This window comes from Acinetobacter sp. WU_MDCI_Abxd143, from assembly GCF_025514195.1.
In the GTDB taxonomy this organism is placed as follows: Bacteria; Pseudomonadota; Gammaproteobacteria; order Pseudomonadales; family Moraxellaceae; genus Acinetobacter; species Acinetobacter pittii_H.
Genome location: NZ_JAHPTH010000005.1, coordinates 70,962 through 88,627 on the forward strand (window position 1 = coordinate 70,962; position 17,666 = coordinate 88,627).

17 protein-coding genes are annotated in these 17,666 nt (G+C 37.9%); 4 read left to right on the forward strand and 13 right to left on the reverse strand.

Annotated features, from left to right (window positions below):
• Nucleotides 1-29: 29 nt before the first annotated feature.
• Nucleotides 30-746 carry a hypothetical protein gene (locus KTI79_RS11535; RefSeq protein WP_086376025.1) on the forward strand — a complete coding sequence of 239 codons (717 nt, stop codon included), beginning with the start codon at nucleotides 30-32 and terminating at the stop codon, nucleotides 744-746.
• A gap of 42 nt (nucleotides 747-788) precedes the next feature.
• On the opposite strand, the gene KTI79_RS11540 is transcribed toward KTI79_RS11535, so the two are convergent.
• The 11 genes from KTI79_RS11540 to KTI79_RS11590 form a co-directional block, all read right to left on the reverse strand.
• A complete protein-coding gene (locus tag KTI79_RS11540) occupies nucleotides 789-2,117 on the reverse strand; it encodes a hypothetical protein (protein ID WP_086376026.1) in 1,329 nt (442 codons plus the stop codon).
• Nucleotides 2,118-2,137: 20 nt separating this feature from the next.
• Nucleotides 2,138-4,240 (reverse strand): ATP-binding protein, encoded by a 2,103-nt coding sequence (locus KTI79_RS11545; RefSeq protein WP_086376027.1) that lies wholly within the window; start codon nucleotides 4,238-4,240, stop codon nucleotides 2,138-2,140.
• Nucleotides 4,237-5,496, reverse strand: coding sequence for a DNA cytosine methyltransferase (locus KTI79_RS11550; protein WP_086376028.1), 1,260 nt, complete (start codon nucleotides 5,494-5,496; stop codon nucleotides 4,237-4,239). The genes KTI79_RS11545 and KTI79_RS11550 overlap by 4 nt, the downstream gene beginning before the upstream one ends.
• Before the next feature lie 540 nt (nucleotides 5,497-6,036).
• Complete coding sequence (glmS, locus tag KTI79_RS11555; protein ID WP_086265709.1) at nucleotides 6,037-7,875, reverse strand: glutamine--fructose-6-phosphate transaminase (isomerizing); 1,839 nt, start codon at nucleotides 7,873-7,875, stop codon at nucleotides 6,037-6,039.
• Nucleotides 7,876-7,887: 12 nt separating this feature from the next.
• Nucleotides 7,888-9,252: a bifunctional UDP-N-acetylglucosamine diphosphorylase/glucosamine-1-phosphate N-acetyltransferase GlmU gene (gene glmU / locus KTI79_RS11560; RefSeq protein ID WP_086376029.1), complete on the reverse strand. Its 1,365-nt coding sequence runs from the start codon at nucleotides 9,250-9,252 to the stop codon at nucleotides 7,888-7,890.
• Nucleotides 9,253-9,268: 16 nt separating this feature from the next.
• Nucleotides 9,269-9,784, reverse strand: a complete 516-nt coding sequence (locus tag KTI79_RS11565; protein ID WP_086376030.1) for a phosphatidylglycerophosphatase A — start codon at nucleotides 9,782-9,784, stop codon at nucleotides 9,269-9,271.
• Nucleotides 9,762-10,679: a thiamine-phosphate kinase gene (gene thiL / locus KTI79_RS11570; RefSeq protein ID WP_086376031.1), complete on the reverse strand. Its 918-nt coding sequence runs from the start codon at nucleotides 10,677-10,679 to the stop codon at nucleotides 9,762-9,764. Before thiL ends, KTI79_RS11565 begins: the two co-directional genes overlap by 23 nt.
• 16 nt (nucleotides 10,680-10,695) lie before the next feature.
• Nucleotides 10,696-11,145, reverse strand: a complete 450-nt coding sequence (nusB, locus tag KTI79_RS11575) for a transcription antitermination factor NusB (RefSeq protein WP_002119137.1) — start codon at nucleotides 11,143-11,145, stop codon at nucleotides 10,696-10,698.
• Between the two features lie 3 nt (nucleotides 11,146-11,148).
• Nucleotides 11,149-11,619 (reverse strand): 6,7-dimethyl-8-ribityllumazine synthase, encoded by a 471-nt coding sequence (gene ribE / locus KTI79_RS11580; protein WP_002119264.1) that lies wholly within the window; start codon nucleotides 11,617-11,619, stop codon nucleotides 11,149-11,151.
• Nucleotides 11,620-11,630: 11 nt separating this feature from the next.
• Complete coding sequence (gene ribBA / locus KTI79_RS11585) at nucleotides 11,631-12,752, reverse strand: bifunctional 3,4-dihydroxy-2-butanone-4-phosphate synthase/GTP cyclohydrolase II (RefSeq protein ID WP_002119278.1); 1,122 nt, start codon at nucleotides 12,750-12,752, stop codon at nucleotides 11,631-11,633.
• Nucleotides 12,753-12,992: 240 nt separating this feature from the next.
• Nucleotides 12,993-14,300, reverse strand: coding sequence for a hypothetical protein (locus KTI79_RS11590; RefSeq protein ID WP_086376032.1), 1,308 nt, complete (start codon nucleotides 14,298-14,300; stop codon nucleotides 12,993-12,995).
• Nucleotides 14,301-14,359: 59 nt separating this feature from the next.
• On the opposite strand from KTI79_RS11590, the gene serB reads away from it, so the two are divergent.
• Nucleotides 14,360-15,583, forward strand: a complete 1,224-nt coding sequence (gene serB, locus KTI79_RS11595) for a phosphoserine phosphatase SerB (protein ID WP_046812091.1) — start codon at nucleotides 14,360-14,362, stop codon at nucleotides 15,581-15,583.
• 23 nt (nucleotides 15,584-15,606) lie between these two features.
• On the opposite strand, the gene KTI79_RS19150 is transcribed toward serB, so the two are convergent.
• Nucleotides 15,607-15,879, reverse strand: coding sequence for a hypothetical protein (locus tag KTI79_RS19150; RefSeq protein ID WP_086376076.1), 273 nt, complete (start codon nucleotides 15,877-15,879; stop codon nucleotides 15,607-15,609).
• 113 nt (nucleotides 15,880-15,992) lie between these two features.
• Here KTI79_RS19150 and aciT point away from each other — a divergent pair, with 113 nt between their 5' ends.
• Together aciT and KTI79_RS11605 are read left to right on the forward strand one after the other, a co-directional pair.
• The gene (aciT, locus tag KTI79_RS11600) at nucleotides 15,993-16,328 is read left to right on the forward strand and encodes a ciprofloxacin tolerance protein AciT (protein WP_002119105.1); all 336 of its coding nucleotides are present in this window, start codon (nucleotides 15,993-15,995) and stop codon (nucleotides 16,326-16,328) included.
• A gap of 252 nt (nucleotides 16,329-16,580) precedes the next feature.
• Nucleotides 16,581-17,060 carry an SCP-2 sterol transfer family protein gene (locus KTI79_RS11605; protein ID WP_033849133.1) on the forward strand — a complete coding sequence of 160 codons (480 nt, stop codon included), beginning with the start codon at nucleotides 16,581-16,583 and terminating at the stop codon, nucleotides 17,058-17,060.
• 44 nt (nucleotides 17,061-17,104) lie between these two features.
• Here KTI79_RS11605 and dtd read toward each other — a convergent pair whose 3' ends face one another.
• Entirely contained in the window at nucleotides 17,105-17,548 is a 444-nt protein-coding gene (gene dtd / locus KTI79_RS11610; RefSeq protein ID WP_046812090.1) for a D-aminoacyl-tRNA deacylase, read from the reverse strand.
• Between the last annotated feature and the right edge of the window lie 118 nt (nucleotides 17,549-17,666).

Genomic DNA, 17,666 nt, shown 5'->3' on the forward strand with positions numbered 1-17,666 from the left:
AGTTTTTATTTAATAAGGAAAGCTAATATATGTCGGCTAAGAATATATCTAATGAAATTGTTGAGGAAAATGATTCATTGACTACCTTCATAAATAATTATATCTCAGAAAATGGTAAAGAGAATTTTTCTGAAACTATAAATAGTAAGCTTCAAGTTTCTAAAGATAGATATGATTTCATAGTTAAAATATTAACAAGAAATATCAAAGTAGATGAATTTTTAATGAATGATATTTTAAGATGTATTGTGAAAAAATTATGTGAATCACAAGGTATAGATTTTCCTAATACATTTAAACTTCCTGAAAATCATCTTTTCTCTAAAGCTTCCTTATACGAATATGATCCAGCTAAAAATGGTCAGAATATTTTAAAGCATGGCTTAGATTTTGGATCAGTTGTAAGCTATGGGGGGGCTGACTATGGTAGGTTAATTAGTTATACAAATTCAGAAATTGAAGATAGATTTGTAATATTTTCAAAATATTATGTTGATGATAAAAATAATATTTTTTTAAGTGATGATAAAAAGAATGAAGACTTCTTATGTATAGCTACAATTGCAACGAATGCAGATAGTGGGTTTAGATTTATCTCATCAAGAGCTCTTAAAGTTAAAAATGATAAGAAATTTCAGCTAGAGCTAAAAAATATAATTAAAGACCATAATCTAGATGATTCAATAATGATTGGTCTTCGGAATGGTGCATATCAGATATTGAGCGAATATTATAAGCTAAAGTAGATAGTTTCCAATCTACTTTAGCTAAATTAAGGTAAAATTTATTTATCTTACATATAATTCATTAATACCTGGTCTCGATGCATGATTACTTGCCCTTAAAATTAATTGATTAAGTAATTGCTCCCGAATCCTGTATTTGACTTCAAAAATAGAAGTTTTTTGTGAATGTAAGGTTAGTAAATATTTTAAATTAATAACTAGATAGAAAGGTTCCGTTTCTGCATCTGTAAAGAATAAAGGAGAATGCCATTCAAATTCATTCTTGCGTTTCACAAAATCTGTTCTTGATATTTTGTAGCCTAAATAGTACGGGATTAAACCTTCTTTCTGTTGTGCATAATCACATACAGCACCTAATCTAATAAAGATAGGTTCATAACTGGATGATTTTTCGGGTTTTATCCCAAAAACATCTGTTTTAATTTGTTCTATAGTTAACCCAAACAAATCACATGTCATTTCATTACACCAATAGATTGGTCTGAGTACAGCCCCCCAATCTAAAGGTGACATTTTTTCATGCCCAGTAACAGCAAGATGTAGCATTTTATTATATTTACCCACAGCTTTAGGATCTGTGATTTTGGAATCTGGAGTATTGACCTTGGTAATAGCATTTTCCCAGATTCCTTGATTAAAATTTTTATTATTCAATATTTTATCAGTTAGAATTGGTGCGGTTGAAATATTAAACGCTTGTTGGCGGTCTTTATTAACATGGCCATCACCTAGGGTAGAGCTAGTAATACAGCTTAATACTTTGTCTATTTCAGCTGGATAGTCGTTAAAAGTTCTCTTATCATTTGGCACTAAATTTAATAGTTCAATTAGAGTTTGATTTACAGCTTCTAAGACTCTTGATTCCCAATCAAAAAGTGCGGCTATTTGTGGGACAGAAGAAAAAAAGCTTTTAATTTCTTCTTTGAATGTTTCACGATTACTTTCTTTTATTGAGCTATTAGCATCAATATACATAGTTTTGGATAAAGATTTGATAAGTAAAGGTTTGCAATATTTTTTATTCGGATCTAAACGAGTTTCAATATATTCAATTAATTGATCACACTCTTGTGGATTATCCGTCCATAGAATCATTATAAAAGGGCCGTTATCACATGAAATAACTGTCTCTAAAATTCTGGTAATTTCAGCATAATGGGTACTTGATCCTAATGAACTATTACCAGATAAATTTAAATCTATAAATAAACCTCTCACGCCTTTGTAATAGTCTTGATGTAAATGAGAGGCATCTTCTTCATTATATTGGACCCCAATACATGAAGAACCAATAAGTTTAAATGTTTCAACAATAGGCTCTAGGTGTTCTTTTTTATCATCAAGTACAACAAAACGTGGAGGTGTTAACATTATTAATTTAACCCAAAAAATTAATCAAAAACTAAAGCCATAGCTGCACCATCAAACTCTTTTGGTACATCATCCTGATCATCAAGAATAACTAGACGCCCTTTATTTACTTCCATTGCAAGATTTACATAATATAAACCAATTCCCATTCCATTTGGTCTTCTGGTGAAGAATGGTTTTACTAACTGCTCTTGCTCATCTTGGAAACCTGGACCATTATCAGCAACAATAATTGCTGTTTTACCATAAAAGTCTCTACGTACGTCTATATAAATCTTTCTCTGACCTATAGTGTCTTCAGGCCAACGTGCTTGAAGCCAATATATTGAGTTATCAAATATATTATTTAAACAACCGATTAATATTTTAAATATATATTTTTGTTCAATATCAGGAATATTTTCCTCAAGGAATGGACAAACAAATTGAACCTTATGTGTTCTGAATCGAATTGAGGCAATATCTCTTGCACGACGAATCAAGTTTTTTAAACTCGCAGGCTTATTATCACCTTTTCTCAATAAGTCAGAGAAACTATCTAAAATTTTCACAAGTTCATAGGCATGATCTTTAATTAAAGTAATATCTTCACTATGCTCAATGGTTCGATATAAAGATCTAACACCATGTTCAACTTCATGGAAAACAATAGCTAATCCCATATTATTAAAACCTGACGTAAGCATTACTTCACGCATTTCATTATAATTTTTTTCAGTTTTCTCAATTAATGGTTCTAATTCATCAGTTAAATTATGCTTCTTCGCCAGTTTTCTGAGTTCAGTTAAAGGCTTTTCAATTTTTTTCTCTTCTATATTTTTACCTGTTTCGGTTATTTGTCTTATACGTTCTTTATCTTTTTGACGCTCTGTCTCAACAATAGATAATACACTTAATACAATTTGTTGGAATCGTTCGTACGTCTCATTTTCAATGAAACCTTCTCTATTGGTTTTCTCTTGTAAACCAAAGCTATCTTCCACACTAAGATCTAAAGATCCAACAATGATGTTCCGGCTAATATGCCTACCGGGTACATTGACTCTTCGCAAATCTAAACCAAGCCAATCGTCACCAGGCTCACCATAGTTATAAACACGTATATTATCTCGATATACCCGAATACCGCCATTTTCATTTAGAAAGCTTTCGACAAGCTGTTGCTCTCCAAACTTAGATATAACTAGTTTATCGCGATCATAGATAAAAAATTCACCACTTATATCACCAATTCCATGTAAATCTTCAGGCTCCACTACAACTTTGTTTTTTTTCAAATTTGATGGTAATAAAAGCCTCTCATTTTCAAATAATTCTTGGCGAGGTTCTACTTTAATTCCAGGAACACCAATAAAATTATAATTTAAAGATAGTAAACCATTGACGATTGAAAATGAGATATGCCAAGGCGCTCTCTCCTTTAATTTATCAATATCTGAAACACCTTCGGTCCAGTCTGGATGTCCTTTAACTTCAAGTAATGTTTCAAACTTGTCACTTCGTTTTTCATTAAAAGGTGTAGATATCGAAGTAATTTGGCGTAAAAGTTTTCTTACATCACCTCTAGACCAATTTTGTTCTCTCAAGTTACTTATAGTAATTTGAGTGCCTGTATTTTCTCCTATGAAGATAATTGGGCTTCTCGTAACTACTTCTACTCGAGTATCTTCCAAAAAAGGTTTATCAATTAAATCTTGCCAATTAATATGAAGAACACACTCATCAGAATCTTTAGCCCTAGTGACGAGTTGAATTTCATTTCCTAATTTATGTACTGCGAATCTACCTAAACCTTTCTCACCTAAAGGTAAACGACCAGCTTTGGTTCGTCTTTTTTCTTTTTTCTGTTGTTCCTTATGATCGTGAGCAGGGACAAGCCAAATATTCTTAATAATATCAGCTGACATTCCTTCACCATTATCTTCGACAATGATTTTTGCATTCTTTGTATTAATTTTATCTAAAGTGATTAATACAGTATCAGCATCAGCATCATAAGCATTTTTCACAAGCTCAAAAATTGCTAAACGAGAAGAGCCGATCAACTGATCACCGAGCATTTGTAATAGACGTGCTCGTGGGCGAAATGCTAAATCTTCTGAAGTAATGTAATTTTCAGTCATTCCCAATCCTTTAATAATTTTTCTGCAATTTTTTGTGCAAGTAAAACAGGTACTGCATTACCAATTTGTTTGAAGGCACTTGTACGTGCTGGTTTTCCTGAAACATTTTCAAAATAATAATCATCAGGAAAACTTTGAATTCTTGCTGCTTCTCTAGGCGTCAATGAACGATTCTGATCTATATCAGGATGGATATAATGATGTCCATCTTTTGAGATATGCGCAACAACAGTATGGCAGGCAGTTAAATCGCCAGCAACTACTTTAAAACGATCAACAAAAGAATTACGCCCTTTATGACTTTTTAGGTGTTCAGGTAAATCGTCATAATGAAGACGCCTTTTTTCATTATTCCATAAATTAACCGCGTGCTTATAAATTTCTAAATCTTGCTCAGAGTGTGGACGTGCCTCGTGCCAAGTTAAAGGAAGATCATTTGATATCTGAGCATCTTGTAACCATTGTGATGGTTTAGAGATCGGTTCTAATGGGGAAGGTTTACCTCCACCAGCATTTATTTTAGGAAGATCTTTAAGTAGATCCCAGACGGTTGCTTCAGGAGTCCATTTTTCAATTTCAGGGTAAAAAGACTTTTTACCACGATGTCCGCGTTTACCTACCAAAATTATTCGTTTACGGTTCTGAAGAACACCGTATTCATTTGCAGATAAGACTTTATACTCAATTGAATAACCGGTTTCGATAAATAAACTTTTCATTTTATCGAAATAAAGTTCGTCGTTTGGATCTTTAGCGGTCAACAGCCCAAGTACATTTTCGAAAACAAAATATTTAGGTTTATATTTTTTTAGAAATTCTGCATAGTATTTATATAGATGATTACGAGGATCATCATCCATATTCCCTCGAGCTCGACCAATGAGTGAGTAAGCTTGGCAAGGTGGACCACCAATAATTAGATCTAGTTTTGCGTTATTTAATTGGCTATCAACTTTCTTAAAAATTGTTTTAAGAGTATCTGGGCCAATGAATTCATTGATGACTGAATCTATTTCGTTGGGGGGGACAGCACCATAAAGTTCTTGACGTGTTATTTCATTTTTTAAATATTTTGAATAGATATTTATTGCATTATTATTTTTAAGCCAATGAAATGCTTGTCGTGTTTTAAGCGTGAAACAAGCTGAAGCATCTGCTTCGACATGGGCGACTGGTTTGAAGCCAGCTCGAATAAATCCCTCAGATAAGCCTCCAGCGCCAGCAAATAAATCCAGAAATTTTAAAGGGCTAGACATACATCATCAAAAAGCAAATAAATAAATGCCAGGATACCAGGAAATATTAAAATTAGCAAAAATTTAGCTAGAAGAATTTATTAAAATGCTTGCTAAATGTAGCATCCTTCCCTTTATCTCTTACTCTGATATTTCCTGATTCCTAGTATTCATTCGAGGATGGTTCAAGGTACTATTTTATAGCAAATATTTTTAAAAATTCCTTTCGACCATATTAAACACTGAGTGACTACAGGTTCTGGGAATTTAGCTCGATTAGTAGTATTCCACTGATTTCTATCTTTAAGCGATAAAACACGAGTGGAAGTGGTTCCTTATTATCAGAAGTATCAACCTCTAAGATCACAATATTTTGATTATAAAGTTGGAAATTAACTTTGGCCAAACTTCCATGAATGCCATCAGTTTTTTATTTTAGATTTGTTTTATATGAACCCTTTGAATCAGGCAATAAAAAAGCCCGATAGGCAATTAATGCATATCGGGCTTAATCAATCAGTTATTAAAGCAGGTGATGCCTTAATAATGATCTTTTTTGAATTACTCTACAGTTACTGACTTCGCCAAGTTACGTGGTTGGTCAACGTCTGTACCACGTAATACAGCAACGTGATAAGACAACAACTGAACTGGTACGCTATAAACGATTGGAGCTAGCCATTCGTTTACTGCTGGAATATGCACAACGTGTTGACGGTCTTTTTCATTGATTCCGCTATTTTCGTCAGCGAAAACAAATAACTCACCACCACGTGCCTGAACTTCTTCCATATTTGATTTGAGCTTATCAAGCATTTCATCATTTGGAGCAAGAATGACGATCGGCATTTCACTATCAACAAGTGCTAATGGACCGTGTTTTAACTCACCAGCTGCATAGCCTTCTGCATGAATATATGAAATTTCTTTTAGCTTTAATGCGCCTTCCAACGCGATTGGATAATTCGTACCACGGCCTAAGAATAAGCAGTGATTTTTTTCAACGAATAATTCAGACAAACGCAAAATTTCTGGGTCATTTTTGAGGGTATCAAGAATAACTTTCGGGCTGTGCCATAACTCACGTGTAATTTCTTCAAGCAGAGCAGGGCTAATACGTTGTTTCACTTGACCAATTTTCAAGATCAACAACATAAGCGCAGCAAGCTGAGTTGTAAACGCTTTAGTTGAAGCAACACCAATTTCAGGACCAGCAAGCGTCAATAAGTGATGATCAGTTTCACGAACCATTGAAGACGTAGCAACGTTACAGATGGTTAAAGTCTGAATGTCGATATTGTTTGCTTTCGCACGCTTTTGAGTTTCACGTAGTGCAGCTAAAGTATCGGCAGTTTCACCTGACTGTGAAATACAAATATAAAGTGTATTTTCAACAATTACAGGGGTGCGATAGCGGAATTCACTTGCGATTTCAACTTGGCAAGGCACACCAATAAGTTGCTCAAACCAATATTTCGCAATCATTCCTGAGTGGTAACTTGTACCACAAGCAATGATTTGTACGCTTTGAATTTTGTTGAAATCTGCATCAGCATTTTTCAAGAAATCATCGCGTAAGCTGTTGCCATCAAGCGCTTGAGAAATTGTTTGCTTGATTGCTTCTGGTTGCTCATAAATTTCTTTGAGCATGTAGTGCTTGTATTCACCTTTTGATGCACTACTTACAGTTGCATCAAGCTCTCGCACTGGACGCTCAACGCGTTCGCCATTTGCAAATACTTCAATTGAAGTACGGGTAAGACGGGCAATATCACCTTCTTCAAGGTACATAAAACGATTAGTTACAGGCAAAAGTGCAAGTTGGTCTGAACTAATAAAGTTTTCACCAATACCTACACCAATCACGAGTGGTGAACCTTCACGTACAGTAATCAGTTCATCTGGATAATCGCTATGGATAATACCTAACGCGTAAGCACCTTTAAGTTGAGGTACAACAGTTTCAACAGCTTCTAGAAGGCTATCTGTACTTTTTAATGCTTCAGCAACTAAGTGTGCAACAACTTCAGTATCTGTTTGAGAAGTAAAAACGTAACCTAAAGCTTGAAGGTCATCTTTTAGTTCTTGATAGTTTTCAATGATACCGTTATGTACAACAGCAACCTTACCAGACATATGCGGGTGAGCATTGTTTTCAGTTGGTTTACCGTGTGTTGCCCAACGGGTATGTGCAATCCCGATAGCCCCTGTAAGCTGGTGTTCAGCAACTGCATCGGCAAGATTAATAACTTTACCTACTCGACGCTCACGTAAAATTTGTTGGTTATTCAGTAAAGCAACACCCGCAGAATCATAACCGCGGTATTCAAGACGTTTTAAACCTTCAATTAAAATCTCGGTTACACAACGCTGTGCAACGCCTCCGACGATACCACACATACTTCAATCCTCTTATTTTTTAAGCTTTTGGGGACGTTGATAATTTGCTTTTGAAATTTGTTGCGCACGTTCAAAGGAGAGACTTTGTTCGGCTACATCTTTCGTAATCACAGAACCTGCACCAACTGTTGCACCATTCCCAATGGTCACCGGGGCAACCAGCGAGCTATTAGAACCGATAAAAACGGCATCGCCAATAGTGGTTTTGTGTTTATTTGCACCGTCGTAATTACAAGTAATCGTACCTGCCCCAATATTCGATTCAGCACCGATTTCTGCATCACCTAAATAGGTGAAATGGTTGGCTTTACTGCCCAATCCAATCGTTGTGTTTTTAACTTCAACAAAGTTGCCGATATGTACTTCATTTGCCAATTTAGCACCCGGGCGTAAGCGTGCAAATGGTCCAATTTGAGCATTTTCACCGACAATGGCACCATCAAAAACGCTATAAGCCTGAACTTTGGTGCCTGCGGCAATTTTGGTATTCTTTAGAATACATCCAGCGCCGATTTCTACAAAATCACCCAGTTCACAGTCACCTTCAATAATCACATTTACGTCAATACGAACGTCATGTCCAACTCTCACAGAACCACGTAAGTCAAAGCGTGCAGGGTCTGCAAAAGTTACACCTTGTTGCATAAGCTCTTTTGCTTGCTGTTGCTGGAACTCACGTTCAAGTGCAGCAAGTTGTAAGCGGTCATTGACGCCTTCAACTTCAAAAGCGAGTTCTGGTTGAATAGATGCGATTTCTAGACCATCTGCAACAGCCATTGCTACGATGTCAGTTAGATAATATTCGCCTTGCGCATTTTCATTTGAAAGTTTAGGCAACCACTCATGAAGTTTTGCATTGCTAACACAGTAGATGCCTGTATTGATTTCTTGAATCTGACGCTGAGCTTCTGTTGCATCTTTATGTTCAACAATCGCTTGAATCTTACCTTCTTGACGAACGATACGACCATAACCTGTTGGGTTGTCGACATGTAAAGTAATCATGCCAATGCCCGTTTTACTTGAAACTTCAACAAGTTGCTCTAGCGTTGTTTGACGTACTAAAGGTACATCACCATAAAGAATTAATGAAATACCGTCTTTAGGAAGTACGGGTAAGGTCATTTGTACTGCATGGCCTGTACCTAGTTGTTCTGCTTGTTCAACCCACTCAATATTTTCTTGTGCAAAAGTTTGTTTGACGTGGTCACCACCATGTCCATAAATTGTAATAATATTTTCTGCGTGTATTTTTTTTGCTGTTTGAATGACATGTCCTAAAAGTGGGCGACCCGCTAAAGGTTGTAGTACTTTAGGAAGCTGAGAACGCATACGCGTTCCTTTGCCTGCAGCAAGAATAATGACGGTAGTTGACATGAATAACTCTAATGATTTAACTCAAATGGATAATAATTAGTGTACAAAGAGCAGCCCATACACCGGCAATAATATCGTCAAGCATAATACCAAAACCACCATGCACTTGACGATCAATAACGCGTATAGGCCAAGGTTTCCAAACATCGAAAATCCGAAATAATATAAATCCCCCAATCACCCACATCCAATTCATTTGTTGTAAATAAAGCAGGGGAAGGAAGGTAATAGATTGTCCTGCAAATTCATCCCAAACAATTCGACCATCATCGTGTACATCAATAACTTTTGCAGTTTGACCACAAATATAAATTCCTACCAAGGACATGACAAGGATAGCGATCAAGCTTAAGTTAAAGCCAAGCGATAACCAGATTGGAACGAAAAGTAGGGCAAAGGCAGAGCCAAAAGTACCGGGAGCTTTAGGTGCGAGACCAGATCCGAAACCAACTCCACAGAAAACGATGCAGCGGTTGAACCAAGACATGTCCTTAAAATGAATCGGTGGCTTATGCAAAGTGTTGGTATCCATGAATTTGCAATGGGTAATCTGAACCCAAATGCTCAAAAGTTAGTTGTGTTTGCTCAACGATCTCTCCGATCATTGTAATCTTAATGTCTAGTTGTTTTTGCAAAAGTTTTTCATAATTTTGCGGTGTTATTGTAAAACATAATTCGTAATCATCACCACCGGCCAAAGCATATTGCCAGCGCTGTTGTTCTGGTAGTGCTTGTAGCGTTGAATCAATCGGTAACTTTTCTAAAAGTAATCGGGCACCGACGTTTGAAGCTTTTAAGATATGGCCTAAATCTTGGGCTAATCCATCAGAAATATCAATCATACTAGATGCTAATCCCTTCAGCTGTTGTCCAAGCTGACAACGTGGTGTCGGGTAATCTAGTCTTTCTTGTAATGGATGACCTAGGTGCTGTAAACCATACGCGGCATCACCAACTTGACCGCTCACACAAACATAGTCACCGACTTTGGCACCTGAACGTAACACGGCTTGTCCGGTTTCAACCCAGCCCATGGCTGTGACAGTAATGGTGAGATGAGGGCCTTGGGTCGTGTCTCCACCAATGAGAGCAACCCCAAATTGATTACAGCAGTCATAAATTCCCTGACTGAATCCTTCAAGCCATTCATGATCAATTTTAGGTAGGCTGAGCGCCAGTAAAATACTATGCGGTTTTGCCCCCATTGCTGCAATATCTGAAAGATTGACAGCTACGCTTTTCCAGCCAATTGCATGGGCAGAGGTATCAAGAGGAAAATGACGTCCAGCAACGAGTGTATCTGCACAGATCACCAATTGTTGGTTTACGGGAGGGGTAATTAAGGCTGAGTCATCTCCAATACCCAAGGTGACATCTGTGTAAGATTGTCTGTTAAAGTATTGGTCAATAATAGAAAACTCAGCCATATCAACTTCAAACCTATTAGTTTGCTTGTTGTTTTTCAGCACTACGTAGTGTTGAACTTAAACGATCTAGAACGCCATTAATGTATTTATGGCTATCTGCTCCACCAAAGTGTTTAGCGAGTTCAATAGCTTCATCTAGAACTACTCGGTAAGGTACTTCTAAATGATCACGTAATTCGTAAGCACCCAAGCGTAATGTTGCTAGCTCTACACCATCAAGTGCACTAAGTTCACGGTCAAGGACCGGAATAAGTAATGCATCAAGATCTTCGTGCTGTGCAATCACTTGTGTTAGCAGTTCGTGATAGTAGTTTAAGTCTACCTTGTGCATTGCATTTTCAGCACGGGTGCGTGCTTCGATTTCATGTACAGGGTTGTGACTCATTTGCCACTCATAAATACCTTGTACAGCAAAACGACGTGCTTTACGTTTTGCTGCATAAGCGGCTTGCAGTGTTTGAGACATGCTTTAAATTGCCTTTAATAAATTAACCATTTCAATAGCAGTCAATGCAGCTTCGCTACCTTTGTTTCCTGCTTTTGTACCTGAACGTTCGATGGCTTGCTCGATGCTATCAGTAGTTAATACACCATTGATGACAGGCAAGCTGCTTTCTAACGCGACTACACCTAAACCTTTTGCACATTCACCAGCAACGAAGTCAAAGTGTGGTGTGCTACCACGAATCACTGCGCCAAGTGCGATGATTGCATCAAACTGGTTTGATGTAGCTAATTTTTTAGCAACAATCGGGAGTTCCCATGCGCCAGGAGCATGAATAACAGTAATGTTATCTTCATTTACACCATGACGTTTTAATGTGTCGATTGCACCATCCAATAAGTGTTCAACAACAAAGCTGTTGAAACGACCCACTAAAATCGCATAACGACCTTCGCTTGCGAGATGTAATAAACCTTCAATACGGCGAATTGCCATAGCAACCTCGATTATTTCGTTGTGATTTGATCAGCAGTGACATATTCCACTACTTCTAAATTAAAGCCAGATAAGGCATTGAAACGTAATGGTGAGCTAAGAAGCTTCATTTTTTCAACACCTAAATCACGCAAAATTTGAGCACCGACACCAATGGTTTGATATTGATGTGAAAGTGCTGCATTGGATTTCACCGGTTTTGGCTTATTTAAATCATCCAACGCTGGTCCCAAGTCTTGCAAATGATCTTGTCCGATCCAGACTAAAACACCGCGATCACTCGCTGCAATCGTCTGTAGGGCACGGTCTAAGTTCCACGCAGGTTCACCATCAGCTTTATTTAGCTTAAGCAAATCGCGAATTGGACTAAAACCATGCACACGTACTGTTGTAACACCTTCTTTTGGCTCGCCTTTAACTAAAGCCAAATGAATGTCCGGGTTACCAATCTCACGATAACGATAAAGTTCAAATGAACCATATTCTGTTTGAATGGTTTTTTGATCCAGACGTTCAACCGTTTGCTCATTGGTCATGCGGTAGTGAATCAAGTCCGCAATTGTACCAATTTTTAAGCCATGCTTCTCGGCAAAAATTTCTAAATCTGCACGGCGTGCCATTGTGCCATCTTCATTAATGATTTCACAAATGACAGAAGCTGGTTCAAGACCAGCTAAACGTGCTAAATCACAACCTGCTTCAGTATGACCTGCACGATGTAAAACACCGCCTGGTTGTGCCATTAACGGGAAAATATGACCCGGCTGTACGATATCAGTTGGTTTTGCATGCGCTGCGACAGCAGCTTGAATTGTATGTGCACGCTCTGCTGCTGAAATACCCGTGGTAATACCTTCAGCGGCTTCAATTGATAAGGTAAAGTTTGTACTGTGCTGAGCACCGTTTTGGTCAACCATCAACGGAAGGTTTAACTGTTTACAGCGCTCACGGCTTAGCGTTAGGCAAACTAGACCACGTGCATGGGTAATCATGAAGTTAATATCTTCAGGACGAACATGCGTTGCTGCAATGACAAGATCACCTTCATTTTCGCGATCTTCGTCATCCATCAAGATAACCATTTTGCCTGCACGAATATCGGCGACAAGATCTTCAACACGACTCAGCGGCATTCGCTTTCACCTTTTTTTGTCGTAAGACAATTTCTATTTAATAAATTTTGCATAGTTTACGCTGTTTAGAGAATTTTGCCTATGATTCTGATTTATCCAAATTTGTGACATCTAAGAATAGATCGAGATTTATTTATACAAATAAATCATAAGAAAATGGAGTGGTTTTAAATAAAAGCCATGAATTTAAATAAAAAAAACCTAGCCAAAAGGCTAGGTTCTGATGCGCGTAGTTACTTTTTATGAAGCTGCACTACTTGGACTATCATTTTGTGGGATTGATTTTTTCCCCATTAAAATTTCAGTCCGGATATTTTGAGCAAGTTCAGCACATTCTGCATTCATACCATTGATCATAAATGCGTGACGTGTCATCACATTGCTTGGGTTTGGCATTGCAACAAGTTGGTAGCTGTCTTGAATTGCTTTAAGCTGTTCATTTTCGAGATATAAAGCTGACTCTTTAGCGTGAAGATGCTGTGCTAAACGTTGAGCAGCTTCTTTTGCATCGATTTGCATAGCTTCCACAGCATTACACGTTGCACTACGAGTTTGCAGCGCAAAACGTTTATCTTCACGGTAACGTTTATATAAAACATCTGAAAGTAATTGGAATACGGTTCCAATCATAAGCAGACATTCTACGGCATGCGTATGAGAGGTTGAAATCGCAAGTGTCGCGCCTTCGGCATTAAACTCATCTACTACTTCAATATCTGTGAGCTTCAATTGGTAATGCTTAACGCATAACTCAATACTCTTGTTTAAAAAGAGCTGGCAGAGCTTGAAATAAGGAACAGATACCGATTGGTTAACACTGCTTAATAACTGTTTAGGATCATAAAACTGAATATTGAGTGCCAACGTATGTTGGTCAGCTGAATCTGAAGTTTTCTCGGTTTGTTGGCGAACTGCTGGTTTCGCTTTAGCTTGTTGCTGAGCTTGTGCAACCAACGTGACTGTATTTTGTTTTTCTAGAGCCAATGCTTGAGTTAACTGCTGAATTTCATGCTTCAAGCGGTTTTCTTCATTAATGCGTGCCAAATATTCGCTTCGTGTTGGACGAGCAATCGCGCGATAGGCAAGCCACAATAAAACATGCAAAAACAGAGAAGCTAAAATTGCAAGCCATTGAGTACGAAGAATTTCTCCAATACTTGGCTGAATCAACGTAACTTCGATAGATCCCACTTTCTTTTCATTTTGAAGGGCATCACGAGCAAAAATTTCGCCTTGGCGGGTTTTTGAAATTCCGCTTGTTGCTAGAACCTGTTTGTTCGCATCAAGAATGCGAATAGACGCAACACTTGGATTGGTCGCATAGCGATTGGCAATCAGAGCTAAAGACACCGTATTAGCAGGTTCAAGCTCAGATAAGCTGTCTGCAACGAGCTGACTGGTCATGAGCTGACCTTGACTCGCACGGTTTTCATTAAGCTGGTGTGTCGTTGCAATGACCAATAAAAAGGTATGCAATGCAAAACTAACGATCAGTAGGCTAGCAAATAGCCCTTGTCTAGGCGCAATCAAGTTAAACTTCCAAGGCAATTATATTGAAATTCGATTATGATTCTTACAATAGTTGTCACTCAGACTAGAGTCAATTCATGCGAGAAATCATTCTTATATCCTTTTTAGGACCGGACCAACCAAACCAGTTTACCCGATTAATGCAAGTACTATCCGTACATTCATTGCAAATACTGGATGTAGGTCAGGCTGTTATTCATAATCAACTTACATTAGGCATTGTGGTCGCTTCTGATAATGAAACTGCGACCGCATTGGCAATGAAAGAGATTTTGATTTTAGCACATGATATTGGCTTAACAGTGCGCTTTAAACCAATCACGGGCGCAGAATACGATCAATGGGTAAGTGAAGGTGGTCGGACTCGTTATATCGTCACGGCTTTAGCCCCAGAACTCACTGCGGCACACTTACAAGCAGTTACAAAAATTGTGTCTAGCCAAGGCTTTAACATCGAAACAGTAACGCGTTTATCAGGTCGTGTAGACTTCGAAAGAGATAACAAATTCCCACGTCGTGCCTGTGTACAGTTTGGTCTAAGTAGCGGCCCAACTTTAGATGCACAAGCCATGCGTGCTGCTTGTTTACTTCTTTCAAGCGAATTAAATATTGATGTTGCTGTTCAAGAAGACAATGCTTATCGTCGTAACCGCCGTTTAGTGTGCTTCGATATGGACTCAACATTAATTGAACAAGAAGTGATTGATGAGTTGGCGATTGAAGCAGGGGTAGGTGCACAAGTTGCTGAAATTACTGAAAGAGCAATGCAAGGTGAGCTTGATTTCCAGCAAAGCTTCCGTGCGCGTGTTGCATTATTGAAAGGGCTTGATGCTGCTGTTTTGCCTAAAATTGCAGAGCGTTTAACCATTACTGAAGGTGCGGAGCGTCTTATCTCGACCTTAAAGGCACTTGGTTATAAAACGGCAATTTTATCTGGTGGATTCCAGTATTTTGCTGAATATTTACAAGGCAAACTCGGTATTGATGAAGTTCACGCCAATATTTTAGATGTGCAAGACGGCTTCGTAACAGGTGAAGTGAAAGGTGCAATTGTAGATGGCGCCCGTAAAGCTGAGCTATTACGCGAGCTTGCAAATAAGATGGGGATTTCTCTAGAGCAAGCGATGGCAGTAGGCGATGGTGCAAACGATTTACCAATGCTTGCGATTGCAGGCTTAGGCGTTGCCTATCGTGCAAAACCATTGGTACGCCAAAATGCAAATCAAGCGATTTCAAGTGTTGGTTTAGATGGTGTACTGTATTTACTCGGTATGCATGATAAAGATTTAAATCGTGCTTAACCTATATGGATAAGCTTTAAGCGCTACTTCAGAGTAGCGCTTTTTTTATGCAGAATAGTCATAAAAACAAGCAAGTTATGACAAAATTTTGCACAGAAAAAAGGCAATAAAAAAATCTGAAAAAAACTTATTTTGGGCCTTAAAAACAGCATATTTTTTTGTAATGACACGCCAGAATTGATGCCATATAGGGAATCGAAGTTTTTGAATTTTACAAAAATGTAATGACAAAAGAATGTTGCGACAAAGTATGTCGCATTAAGAAAAAACGGGTCTTTTTTTCTAAAAAAAAACATCCATAATGCATCGTAAGCTTCAACACAAATCATGAATTAAAGTTGTTTTTGGAATGAGGTCGGGTATTTAAGACCGAATGTTTTTAGACGTTTTCATTAAGACGGAGGTTTCTATGGTAACAGCGAATTTTGCCGCTATCGCCGGATTCAGCTTAATTGCTGTCGCGCTTGTTGCTGTTTTCTTTTCTCCTTACCGTCGTTGGCTTGGTTTTATGCTTGCAGGGATGTTCTTTTGGGGGCTATTGGAAGTGGTCCGTTTTGGAGTTCAAGTCACTTTTGAAATGCCAGTCACATATAGTTATTTAACTGCACTAAGTCTAGCGATGGTAATGGTTACATTTATTCTGTTACGTGAGGATAAACAAGCACAAAAGGCATTGGCAAATCGCCAATATATAGAACACACGCCAGTATATGAAGATGATCAGCAGCAATGTTCTAGCCGATAATTAAATTGTTATCTAACGGTAAAAAGGTATGCACAGCATGCCTTTTTCATTTACGAAACGTGATTTTTATTATACAAAGCATTTATTAAAAAATAGCCAGTTATGCTACGATAGATGCGTCTGTTGACGTTTCATCTAGATTGCGTTGCCAGCTAAAAAATTATCAATTGATGCATAAAACACAGGCAATGGTATGTCGTTGCTAAGTTTTGCTCTAAAGTTTTCATAAAAATACAATAGGCGTGAATGTTCATGAAACTTTCTTCCATACCTGTAGTCAAGTTACCTCTCGTTGATGTCAGTACAGACCCGTTAGATTTATTGGTAGCAGGTTTAGTGCTGCGTATGAAGCAGTTGGCGCGTACAAGCCCTAAGTTTATTGAACTGATTCATGACCGCGCGTTCCGTATTCAGATTGGTACAGACCTAGGCGTTGCACGTCAGATCATTATTAATAATGGGCAAATTGACACGGTTGCAGGTGCACCTGAGAAAGCTGATTTTATTTTGCAATTCGCAGACAGTGAGCAAGGTGTAAAAACTTTGATTAAAGGTGACCCAACAGCATTTATGACGGGTATGCAAGACGGCAGCATTAAAATGGAAGGTGATTTCAGCCTATTGGTATGGTTTAACCAAGTCGCTAAGCTCATTCCACCTAAGTTACCAAAACCAGTAAAAGAAAAAGTACGTCAGGCGCGTGCTTTCATTAAAGAGAAAACTGGACGTTAATTGCTAGACATAAAAAAAACTCCCATTTGGGAGTTTTTTTATGTCTATGCTTCGACTTCCAAATTGAAAGTTACTGGCCCATCATTAATGAGGTGTACTTTCATATCCGCAGCAAAAATTCCGGTTTGAACGTTTTCAAATTGAGAATGTGTATATTCAACCAATTGTTCGTATAACGCTTTTGCATCGCTAGGTGGCATTGCCGGGCCAAAGTCTGGACGCAAACCTTTTTGTGTTTGTGCCATTAGGGTAAATTGCGACACAAGCAAGATTCCACCATTTGCTTGAGATACATTCCAGCCCATTTTGCCTTGCTCATCATCGAAGATTCGATATTTCAAAATTTTATCAATAAGCTTTTGGCCAATAGCCAAATTATCATCTCGGCCAATGCCTAAAAAGACTAATAGGCCTTGTTGGATTTCGCCTGTAGTTTCACCGTCTACCACCACTTTGGCTTCAAGAACTCGTTGTATTAAAGCGCGCATAGTTAAAGCAAATTTCTTTAATTAATTGAATTAACGTAGTTTAGCAGAATTTAAATTAAATGATTTTTAAAAGGAAATTTCATGGAACTGCAACAATGGTATAAAACCTCGCAATTCA

Bases quoted from the DNA above. Each gene is read 5' to 3' on its own strand.
- KTI79_RS11535 (WP_086376025.1), top strand. From the start codon at position 30: ATGTCGGCTAAGAATATATCTAATGAAATTGTTGAGGAAAATGATTCA.
- KTI79_RS11540 (WP_086376026.1), bottom strand. From the start codon at position 2,117: ATGTTAACACCTCCACGTTTTGTTGTACTTGATGATAAAAAAGAACAC.
- KTI79_RS11545 (WP_086376027.1), bottom strand. From the start codon at position 4,240: ATGACTGAAAATTACATTACTTCAGAAGATTTAGCATTTCGCCCACGA.
- KTI79_RS11550 (WP_086376028.1), bottom strand. From the start codon at position 5,496: ATGTCTAGCCCTTTAAAATTTCTGGATTTATTTGCTGGCGCTGGAGGC.
- glmS (WP_086265709.1), bottom strand. From the start codon at position 7,875: ATGTGTGGTATCGTCGGAGGCGTTGCACAGCGTTGTGTAACCGAGATT.
- glmU (WP_086376029.1), bottom strand. From the start codon at position 9,252: ATGTCAACTACCGTCATTATTCTTGCTGCAGGCAAAGGAACGCGTATG.
- KTI79_RS11565 (WP_086376030.1), bottom strand. From the start codon at position 9,784: ATGGATACCAACACTTTGCATAAGCCACCGATTCATTTTAAGGACATG.
- thiL (WP_086376031.1), bottom strand. From the start codon at position 10,679: ATGGCTGAGTTTTCTATTATTGACCAATACTTTAACAGACAATCTTAC.
- nusB (WP_002119137.1), bottom strand. From the start codon at position 11,145: ATGTCTCAAACACTGCAAGCCGCTTATGCAGCAAAACGTAAAGCACGT.
- ribE (WP_002119264.1), bottom strand. From the start codon at position 11,619: ATGGCAATTCGCCGTATTGAAGGTTTATTACATCTCGCAAGCGAAGGT.
- ribBA (WP_002119278.1), bottom strand. From the start codon at position 12,752: ATGCCGCTGAGTCGTGTTGAAGATCTTGTCGCCGATATTCGTGCAGGC.
- serB (WP_046812091.1), top strand. From the start codon at position 14,360: ATGCGAGAAATCATTCTTATATCCTTTTTAGGACCGGACCAACCAAAC.
- KTI79_RS19150 (WP_086376076.1), bottom strand. From the start codon at position 15,879: ATGTTTTTTTTTAGAAAAAAAGACCCGTTTTTTCTTAATGCGACATAC.
- aciT (WP_002119105.1), top strand. From the start codon at position 15,993: ATGGTAACAGCGAATTTTGCCGCTATCGCCGGATTCAGCTTAATTGCT.
- KTI79_RS11605 (WP_033849133.1), top strand. From the start codon at position 16,581: ATGAAACTTTCTTCCATACCTGTAGTCAAGTTACCTCTCGTTGATGTC.
- dtd (WP_046812090.1), bottom strand. From the start codon at position 17,548: ATGCGCGCTTTAATACAACGAGTTCTTGAAGCCAAAGTGGTGGTAGAC.